This window comes from Alkalihalophilus lindianensis (assembly GCF_032843265.1).
Taxonomy (GTDB): domain Bacteria; phylum Bacillota; class Bacilli; order Bacillales; family Bacillaceae_D; genus Alkalihalophilus; species Alkalihalophilus lindianensis.
Genome location: NZ_JAWJBA010000347.1, coordinates 1 through 270 on the forward strand (window position 1 = coordinate 1; position 270 = coordinate 270).

Sequence of the window (270 nt, forward strand, 5' to 3'; positions counted from 1 at the left end):
GGATCGATTTCTTGCCGGCTCCACAGATATCCTTGAAGGTCAGCGTGGTGTGAGTGAGGTGGCGCTGCGCCAGCTCGTCCATTCCATGCCCGCCGCCGATGCCCTCCAGGCTTCGCCCCGCATCGAGCGCGAAGCTGACGATCATGGTGTCGTCGATGGGCGACACCGCGATCTTCGCGCAGCGCGCGAGGATGTTGAGATCGTATTTGATGTTCTGCCCGACCTTCAGCACGCTATCGCTTTCCAGCAACGGCCGCAGCGCGTCGTAAG

General features: G+C 61.9%; 1 protein-coding gene. It reads right to left on the reverse strand.

The features are described 5' to 3' along the window. The coding region (locus RYX56_RS26595) for a hypothetical protein (RefSeq protein ID WP_317124142.1) at window positions 1-270 on the reverse strand (270 nt) is incomplete at both ends.